Source organism: Streptomyces sp. (genome assembly GCF_036566765.1).
Classification (GTDB): Bacteria; Actinomycetota; Actinomycetes; order Streptomycetales; family Streptomycetaceae; genus Streptomyces.
In genome coordinates this window covers 1-7221 of the sequence record NZ_DATCVQ010000488.1, presented here as the reverse complement: position 1 = coordinate 7221, position 7221 = coordinate 1, and the positions used below count along the sequence as shown (strand labels likewise).

The following is a 7221-nucleotide window of genomic DNA, read 5'->3' as shown; positions in this document are numbered from 1 at the left end:
AAGGGGCTCAGTCCTTCAAGGATCGTGTCGACGATCTGTTCGGACAGGCCGTCCGGGAGGTCGGCGTCGGGGCGCATGACGGAACGCAGCAACATGGGGCCGACGAAGATGTCGTTGAGCAGTTCGATGTCGACGTCCTGGCGCAGTTCGCCGTTCGCCTGACCCCGCAGCAGAACCTCCATCCCGAGCCTGCGCCGGGGCGCGATGACGAGGTTGTGGTACGCCTCCCAGAGCTTCGGACTGCTCTTCATCTGGGCGTGCACGTTGTGCAGGATCACCGAGGAACGGCTGACCAGTCCGCGCTGCCGCAGCGACTCCAGGAGGACGACGAGGTCGTCGCGCATGGAGGTGCCGGGGAGTTCGGGATCCGGGGGTTCGGCGCTGCGGACGACATCGACGAACAGCTCCTCCTTGCCGCTCCAGCGGCGGTAGATGGTGGCCTTGCCGACGCCGGCGGTGCGGGCGATCCGCTCGATGGACAGATCGGCGAGCGGAACGCCCTCCTCCAGGAGGCTGGTGGCCGCGTCGAAGATGGCCTGCTCGGCCGCCTCGCTGCGCGGCCGCCCGCGCCGCGCACCGCCGGCGCCCTCGTCTTCCAGGGACACGTTCCGCTCCGCCTCTCGCCGTCCTTCGCTACCGCCGGACCGATTCTCCCGCCTCGGCCGCCTCCTCCTTCACACCGCCCGGCCCGCCGGCGCCCGCCGCGGGGCCGCGGCCGGGCAGGAACCGGGCCACCACCAGCGCGCCGACCAGCGCCACGCCCGCCGAGGCGAGGGCGGTGACGTGCATGGCGTCGAGGAAGGCGGCGTACGCGGGCTCCACCAGCGCCTTCCCGGCCGGGCCGAGCTTCTCGGCGACGCCCAGGGTCGCCTCGATCGACTCGCCCGCCGTCTCCCGCAGCCCCGCCGGGACCGCGCCGAGGTGCCCCTCGATCTCGCCTCGGTACGTCGTGGAGAGCACCGAGCCGAGGACGGCGACACCGAGCGCGCCGCCCACCTGCCGGAAGACGTTGTTGATCGCCGAACCGGAGCCCGCCTTCTCCCGGGGCAGCGCCTGCATCACGGCGACCGTGACCGGCGTCATGATGTGCGCCATGCCGGCGCCCTGGACGAAGAAGACCAGCTCCATCAGCCACACCGGCGTCGTCGCGTCGAAGAGCGCGAAGGCCGCCAGCCCGGCGGCGACCGCGAGCATGCCGGCCGTGCACACGGCCCGCGCCCCGAAGCGCTCGACGACCAGCCGCGCCCGGGGCGCGAAGACCGTCTGGGCGACGGCCAGCGGCAGGATCAGCAGCCCGGCCTGCAGGGCGCTGTAGCCGCGCACGCTCTGAAGGTAGAAGGCGGAGAAGAAGGTCACGCCCAGGAGGGCGAAGAAGACCAGCGCGATGGCGGCGACGCCGGCCGAGAACTCCGGCTTGCGGAAGTACGTCATGTCCACGGAAGGGTGGTCGCTGCGCCTCTCGTGCAGCACGAACACCGCGAGGACGGCCAGGCCGCCGAGGGTCGGGGCGAGGACGGTGAGGTCGGTGAAGCTCGCGAGCTCGCCGCCGCGGATGATCCCGTACACCAGCAGGACCAGGCCGAGCACGGACAGCAGCACGCCCGTCAGGTCGAGCCGGCCCGGCTTGGGGTCCTTGGAGTCGGGCACCAGCCAGGCCATCAGCACCAGCGCGAGCAGCACCACGGGCACGTTGACGAGGAAGATCGAGCCCCACCAGAAGTGCTCCAGCAGGATGCCGCCGGTGATCGGGCCGACGGCGATGGCCAGGCCGACGCTGCCGGCCCAGATGCCGATGGCCCGGGGCTGCTCGTCGCGCTCGAAGACGTTCATCAGGACGGCCAGCGTCGCGGGCATCACGAACGCCGCGCCCAGGCCCATCACGGCCCGGTAGACGATGAGCTCGCCGGGCGCGCCGGACATCGCGGCGAGCGCGGAGCCGATGCCGAAGACGGCGATGCCGGCCAGCAGCACCTTCTTGCGACCGAGCCGGTCGCCGAGGAGCCCGGAGGTGAAGAGCAGCCCGGCGAAGACGAGCGTGTAGGAGTTGATGGACCACTCCAGCTCGCTCTGGGTGGCGCCGATGCCGGTGGGGGCGGGGCTGGCGATCGTCTTGACCGCCACGTTCAGGATCGAGTTGTCCAGGACCACCATCAGCAGGCTCAGCATGAGCACGCCGAGGATCGCCCAGCGGCGGCGGTGGACGGCCTCTGGGACCCGGGGCGGTGGCAAGGCGACAGAAGTGTGCGGCATGAGCACAGGCTAGCGCAATTTCGATACGAGACCGTCTCGTATAGAAATTCTTTACCGAGGGTGAGCTTAGAGCGAGAGGGCGCTTCGGCTGCGCGGGAGCTTCGACTGCGAGGCCGCTTCGACGGCGAGGGCGCGGAGTGTGAAGAGCGCCACTGCCCGGCCGCCCCGGCGCACTTCCCCCGCCGCCGCGCGAAGTGCCACCATGGATCTGGTCCGGGGACGCCGTCAGGGCGCCTCGAGATGACGAAGGAGCCGTTCACCATGACGCTTCAGGCTGCCCAGAAGCAGGCCCCCGACAGCAGCAAGGCGCTGTACGGCGGCAAGGGCACGCGCCGCATCACCGTCCACGACATCGCCGCCGCGAAGACCCGCGGCGAGAAGTGGCCCATGCTCACCGCCTACGACGCGATGACCGCGTCGGTCTTCGACGAGGCCGGCATCCCGGTGATCCTCGTCGGGGACTCGATGGGCAACTGCCATCTCGGCTACGACACCACCGTGCCCGTCACGATGGACGAGATGACGATCCTGTCCGCCGCCGTCGTACGGGGCACCAAGCGCGCCCTCGTCGTCGGCGACCTCCCCTTCGGCTCGTACCAGGAAGGGCCCGTCCAGGCACTGCGCAACGCCACCCGCCTCGTCAAGGACGCGGGCGTCGGCGCGATCAAGCTGGAGGGCGGCGAGCGCTCCCTCCCGCAGACCGAACTGCTCGTCCAGTCCGGCATCCCGGTCATGTCCCACCTGGGCCTGACCCCGCAGTCCGTGAACACCATGGGCTACCGGGTGCAGGGCCGTTCCGACGAGGCCGCGCACCGGCTGCTCAGCGACGCCAAGGCGGCCCAGGACGCGGGCGCGTTCGCGGTCGTCCTGGAGCTGGTGCCGGCCGAGCTGGCCGCCGAGGTCACCCGCTCGCTGCACATCCCGACCATCGGCATCGGCGCCGGTGCGGGCACCGACGCGCAGGTCCTCGTCTGGACGGACATGGCCGGCCTGACCGGCGGCAAGGTGCCGCGGTTCACCAAGCAGTACGCGAACCTCCGCGACACGCTCGGCGACGCCGCGCGGGCCTTCGCGGAGGACGTCACCGGCGGGGCGTTCCCCGCCGAGGAGCACAGCTTCCACTGATCCATCCCGTTCCACCGATCGATCCCGTTCCACCGATCCATCGCGTTCCACCGATCGATCGCGCCACCGACCACCGCGGTACGGACGACGGCCCGCCGACTTCCCCCATCGGCGGGCCGTCGGCGTGTGCGGGTGCTTGTCGGCGGCTGTAGGCGCGATGTCGGCGAGGCTTCCGGCGGCTGTCGGCCGTCTGTCGGTGGCTTGTCGGTGGCGGGTGGTCCCATGAGCCACATGACGCGATCACACACCAACGCCGTCGAGGTACGAGGCCTCGTGAAGCACTTCGGCGAGACGAGGGCGCTGGACGGAGTCGACCTCGACGTCCGCGAGGGCACCGTCCTCGGGGTCCTCGGCCCCAACGGCGCCGGCAAGACCACCCTCGTCCGCTGCCTGTCCACCCTGCTCTTCCCGGACGCGGGGACGGCCGTCGTCGCCGGCTACGACGTCGTGAAGCAGCCCCGCCAGCTCCGTCGCACCATCGGCCTCACCGGCCAGTACGCCTCGGTCGACGAGAAGCTCTCCGGCTGGGAGAACCTCTACATGATCGGCCGGCTGCTCGACCTGTCGCGGGCGGACGCCCGCCGCCGGGCCGACGCGATGCTGGAACGGTTCTCCCTCACCGAGGCAGCCAAGCGCCCCGCCATGCAGTACTCCGGCGGCATGCGCCGCCGGCTCGACCTGGCCGCCTCGATGATCGGCAGCCCGGCGGTGCTCTACCTGGACGAGCCCACCACCGGCCTCGACCCGCGCACCCGCAACGAGGTCTGGGAGGAGGTCCGGCGGATGGTCGCCGAGGGCGCGACGGTCCTGCTGACCACGCAATACATGGAGGAGGCCGAGCAGCTCGCGAGCGAGCTGACGGTCATCGACCGCGGCAAGGTCATCGCGAACGGCGGGGTCGACGAACTCAAGGCCCGCGTCGGCGGCCGCACGCTGCAGGTCCGCCCGGTCGACCCGGCCGACCTGCCCGCGATGGCCGCCGCGCTGCGCGAGACCGGCCTCGACGGCATCGCCGGCTCGACCGTCGTACCGGACGAGTCAATGCTGTACGTCCCGATCCTCAGCGACGACCAACTGACCGCGGTCGTGGGCCTGTTCGGCGCCCGCGGCTACGGCATCGCCCACATCGGCACCCACCTGCCCAGCCTCGACGAGGTGTTCCTCGCCATCACCGGCGAGAAGGCCGTCGTCTCCGACGCGCTTCCCCAGGAGGTCGCCGCATGAGCACCACCACGCTCCCCCAGAAGCCTGTCGACACCGCCGGCCCGACGCCCGGGAAGCGGGTCCCCGCCGGCGAGGGCCGGATCGGCCTGCGCGCCAACCTCCGCCACATAGGCGCGCTGGCTCGGCGCAACGCCATGCAGATCAAGCAGGACCCGGAGTCGATGTTCGACGCGGTCCTGATGCCGATCATCTTCATCCTGCTGTTCGTGTACGTCTTCGGCGGCGCGATCGCCGGCCGGGGCAACAACGACGCGTACGTCAACTACGTGACGCCCGGCATGATGGCGATGATGGGCATGAACATCGCGATGGCCGTCGGAGTCGGCATCAACGACGACTTCAAGAAGGGGGTCATGGACCGGTTCCGGACGATGCCGATCGCCCGGTCCTCCGTCCTCATCGCGAAGATCGTCGTCGAGGTCGGCCGGATGCTGATCGCCACCGCGATCCTGCTCGGCATGGGCTTCCTGCTCGGCATGGAGATCCACACCTCCGTGCTGCATCTGTTCGCGGCGATCGGCCTGTCCATGGTCTTCGGCGCCTCGCTGATGTGGATCTTCATCCTGCTCGGTCTCACCATGAAGACGGCCCAGGCCGTCCAGGGAATGGCCATGCTCGTCCTGATGCCTCTGCAGTTCGGCTCCTCGATCTTCGCCCCGCCGACCTCGATGCCCGGCTGGCTGGAGGCGTTCACCGACTACAACCCGCTGTCGAACCTCGCCGACGCCGCCCGGAACCTGATCAACGGCGGCCCGGTCGCCCACTCGGTGTGGATGACGCTGGGCTGGTCCCTGGCGATCACGGTGATCACGGCGCCGATCGCGGTGGCGAAGTTCCGCAAGAAGACCTGACGGGGGGCTCAGGTGGCGTACGGGGGATTCAGGGCTCGTCGCGCTTCCTGATCGCGTCGGCGCGTGCGAGCAGGGCGGCGGTCTCTTCGAGGGAGAGGCCGCCGCCCTCGGCGTACGCGGCCTCGAACGCGGCGTCGTCGCCGAGAGCGGACCGGGTCAGCTCGGCGGCCCGGTCCCGGTTCTCCCGCTCGATCGGCGGGGGCAGGTGGGCGGGCGGGAGCAGTGCCTCGTACGCTCCGAGCAGCACGGCGGCGGTACGGGCCCCGGGCCCGCCGAGCCCGGCCAGCGCCCAGGCGGCGCTGATCAGATGGATCGCCGGCATCTGCGGGGCGACCATCATCGACAGCGCGCCGAGGGACCGCTCGTACGCCTTCCGGGAGAGCTCGTACGCCGAGTCGTACCGCCCGTCGAGGTTGTCCACCCAGCCCAGGCTGCCGAGCGTGAAGCCCTCGAAGATGGAGAGGGTCTCGGGGCTGAACTCGTCGAGCAGCCGCAGCAGATGGGTGCGGGCCTCGGCGGTGCGGCCGGTACGGCCGAGGAGCATCGCGAGGAAGATCCGGGCGGCGAGCATCGGCTCGTGGCCGCGGCCGTACCCGCCCTCGACGACCTCGCGCAGGATCCGCTCGGCCTCCTCGCGACGGCCGGTCTCGATCAGCATGTCGGCGTAGCGGGCGCGCAGCAGCGCCATCTGGGACTGGGCGCCGATCCGGCGGGCGTACCCGATGGCGGCGGCGAAGTCCTCGGCGGCGCCCTCGAAGTCGAGCCGCCGCTCGCGGGACTCGGCACGCGAGGACAGCGCCTCGGCCGCGCCCCAGGCGTCGTCGAGACGGACGAAGATCTTCAGGCTCTCGTCGGCGTCGGTTCCGGCGCGCTCCGCCCAGTCGGCGCGGTTGGCGAGGAGGTTGGCGCGCAGCGTGAGGGCGTTGGCGAGCTCCCATTCGTAGCCGTGGCGGCGGCAGGCGTCGACGTTGGCGTCCAGCGCCTCGTGCATCCGGCCGGCCTCGCCGATCAGGAGGACGGCGAAGACCGCGAAGGTGCCGGGCAGCCGGCAGGTCTGCGGGAGCCCCGGCGGATAGACCGCGGTGATCCGCCGCAGCCGCGCGAGGCCCTCGGGAGTGGTCCACCGGCCCGTCTCGTGGTCCATGTTGAGCAGCTCGATCAGCCGCACCCCGCGCCTGGCCTCCCACAGCTGCGCCTCGCCGAGCGGCGGGGGCGCGGCGATGCAGGGCTCGTGCAGCGGTACGACGGGGGCGGCGGGCGGCTCGAACGGATCGGGCCCGAGCGCCGCGACGGCCTCGGCCCAGTGCAGGGCGTCGGCGCGCAGGTCGCGCATCTGCCAGTACCAGAGCAGCGCGTGCACGAGCACAAGCCCCTCGTGCTCGTCCCGCGCGTCGACGGCGCGACGCAGCGCGGTCCGCAGATTCCCGTACTCGACCCCGAGCCGCGCAATGGCAACCACCTGCCGCCCGGTGCGCAACTCGGGATCGGCGCGGCGCGCAAGCTCCCGATAGTGCACGAGATGCCGCCGCTCGGCAGCGCCCCGATCCCCGGCCTCGTCAAGCCGCTCACCCGCGTACTCGGCCACGGTCTCGAGCAGCCGGTACCGCATGCCGGTGGCGCCGGGGGTGGCGACGACGAGGGACTTGTCGACGAGGGAGCCGAGGAGGTCGAGGATGTCGGGGGCGGGGGGACCGGCGGGGGCGGGGGGCGTGAGGCGCCCGGCGGGCGCGGGGGCCGCGCCGGACACGTCGGGCATGCCGGCCCGGTCGGG

5 protein-coding genes and 1 pseudogene are annotated in these 7221 nt (G+C 71.7%); 3 read left to right on the top strand and 3 right to left on the bottom strand.

Features of this window, described 5'->3' with window-relative positions:
• Positions 1-605, bottom strand: a 605-nt coding sequence (locus VIU94_RS28595; protein WP_331915547.1) for a TetR/AcrR family transcriptional regulator, incomplete at its 3' end; no start/stop codon positions are given.
• A gap of 28 nt (positions 606-633) precedes the next feature.
• Positions 634-2250, bottom strand: a complete 1617-nt coding sequence (locus tag VIU94_RS28590; protein WP_331915545.1) for an MFS transporter — start codon at positions 2248-2250, stop codon at positions 634-636.
• A 261-nt stretch (positions 2251-2511) separates the two neighbouring features.
• On the opposite strand from VIU94_RS28590, the gene panB reads away from it, so the two are divergent.
• The 3 genes from panB (at position 2512) to VIU94_RS28575 (ending at position 5450) form a co-directional block, all read left to right on the top strand.
• On the top strand, positions 2512-3375 hold the full coding sequence (gene panB, locus VIU94_RS28585) for a 3-methyl-2-oxobutanoate hydroxymethyltransferase (RefSeq protein WP_331915543.1): 864 nt from the start codon (positions 2512-2514) through the stop codon (positions 3373-3375).
• 231 nt (positions 3376-3606) lie between these two features.
• On the top strand, positions 3607-4599 hold the full coding sequence (locus VIU94_RS28580; RefSeq protein ID WP_331915541.1) for an efflux ABC transporter ATPase subunit, DrrA-related: 993 nt from the start codon (positions 3607-3609) through the stop codon (positions 4597-4599).
• Complete coding sequence (locus VIU94_RS28575; RefSeq protein ID WP_331915539.1) at positions 4596-5450, top strand: ABC transporter permease; 855 nt, start codon at positions 4596-4598, stop codon at positions 5448-5450. The genes VIU94_RS28580 and VIU94_RS28575 overlap by 4 nt, the downstream gene beginning before the upstream one ends.
• 28 nt (positions 5451-5478) lie before the next feature.
• Here VIU94_RS28575 and VIU94_RS28570 read toward each other — a convergent pair.
• A pseudogene (locus VIU94_RS28570) lies at positions 5479-7221 on the bottom strand (AfsR family transcriptional regulator); the annotation flags it as partial.

What these genes read in the sequence shown, in the direction of transcription:
- VIU94_RS28590 (WP_331915545.1), bottom strand. Translation starts at nt 2,250, where the DNA reads ATGCCGCACACTTCTGTCGCCTTGCCACCGCCCCGGGTCCCAGAGGCC.
- panB (WP_331915543.1), top strand. Translation starts at nt 2,512, where the DNA reads ATGACGCTTCAGGCTGCCCAGAAGCAGGCCCCCGACAGCAGCAAGGCG.
- VIU94_RS28580 (WP_331915541.1), top strand. Translation starts at nt 3,607, where the DNA reads ATGACGCGATCACACACCAACGCCGTCGAGGTACGAGGCCTCGTGAAG.
- VIU94_RS28575 (WP_331915539.1), top strand. Translation starts at nt 4,596, where the DNA reads ATGAGCACCACCACGCTCCCCCAGAAGCCTGTCGACACCGCCGGCCCG.